We start from the raw sequence: 1,286 nt of genomic DNA on the forward strand, positions 1-1,286 counted from the left end.
CAGGATTTCTAAACTAAAAATCACCGAACGCCCGATGCCCTTTAAATTCCACCTAGTTTTCACACGGTCTGGACCCCTTTTGAACATGTCTCTAAACCGGACAATGGCGCACTTGCAGCGAATGACCGGATGGTCCCGCAAAGCGGTCACACAGGCGTGGCGGCGATGCGTCTGCTAACCCACCAAGCAGCTTGATGATATTATCTAAGGCGATCACCAGAACGCGAATGGTTGAGACCCTAAGATCTGTGTAGCTTTCTCGTCCATGAAACCTGAGCAATTTATGATCCACCGCTGCTCTCTTAACGGCGTCGAGGCTGTCACTGCGGATTCATTCCGTGCCTTCGGTCGTCATAGTCATGACCAGTTCGGTATCGGGGTTATAATCCGTGGCGCTCAAATTTCAGCCAGCGGCCGCGGATTGGTGGAAGCAGAAGCGGGCGACGTCATTACGGTCAATCCCGGCGAGGTGCATGATGGCGCACCACTGGGCGATGGCGGTCGAGCGTGGCGGATGCTCTATTTTGACCCAGTAGCCTTGGCCGACCGCATGCGCATCATGACAGAGCACGGTGTCTATGCCGGAGAGCTTGCGCATCCCGCGATACGCGACATTCGGTGCGCAAACCGTTTTCACTCGCTGTATCGCACCCTGACAAGCAGGCGGGGCAGCGAGAGTGAAATTGAGGGCGAGGAAACGCTGATGCTTCTACTTTCACGGCTTGTTGAGCGCTCCCCACGTGCGGAAATCGAAACTCCTCAATCAATCAATCAGGCACGCGCCAGGATCGATGATGATCCCGCGACGCCCCTGACGCTGGCCGAACTTTCTGCGATTGGCGATCTCAGCCAGTTTCAGCTTGTCCGTGGCTTTGCAAAGGCCACAGGCCTCACTCCACATGCCTATCTGGTCCAGCGCCGTTTGCATCTTGCGAGGAGGCTGATCTCAAATGGCGAGACCCTTGCTCATTCCGCGCACGCGGCCGGGTTTTCGGATCAAAGTCATATGACCCGGCTGTTCATCCGCACTTACGGACTGACGCCCGGCGCTTATGCGGCAGCGATGAGATAGGGCGCAATTTTGTTCAAGACAGACTGCGGGGGCACCCGGCATGTGGTTCTAACCGAATGGAGCCACAAAAATGTCCATGCTGTTACGCTATGATCCTGTCCTCAGATCCCTGTTCCCAAAACTTTATACCGGCACACTTACCCTAGGGTCAGGATTCATAACCAGTAGATGACGAGGGCGGCTAGGGCGACGGCCGAAAGGAAGACCTTCGGGC

General features: G+C 55.8%; 1 protein-coding gene. It reads left to right on the top strand.

Features of this window, described 5'->3' with window-relative positions:
- Positions 1 to 283: 283 nt before the first annotated feature.
- Complete coding sequence (locus FHD68_RS18605; RefSeq protein ID WP_244297999.1) at positions 284 to 1,072, top strand: helix-turn-helix transcriptional regulator; 789 nt, start codon at positions 284 to 286, stop codon at positions 1,070 to 1,072.
- The last annotated feature ends 214 nt before the right edge of the window (positions 1,073 to 1,286 follow it).

The organism is Paracoccus marcusii (genome assembly GCF_006151785.1).
GTDB classification, from domain to species: domain Bacteria; phylum Pseudomonadota; class Alphaproteobacteria; order Rhodobacterales; family Rhodobacteraceae; genus Paracoccus; species Paracoccus marcusii.

Coding starts and splice junctions, on each gene's coding strand:
- FHD68_RS18605 (WP_244297999.1), top strand. CDS start 284: ATGATCCACCGCTGCTCTCTTAACGGCGTCGAGGCTGTCACTGCGGAT.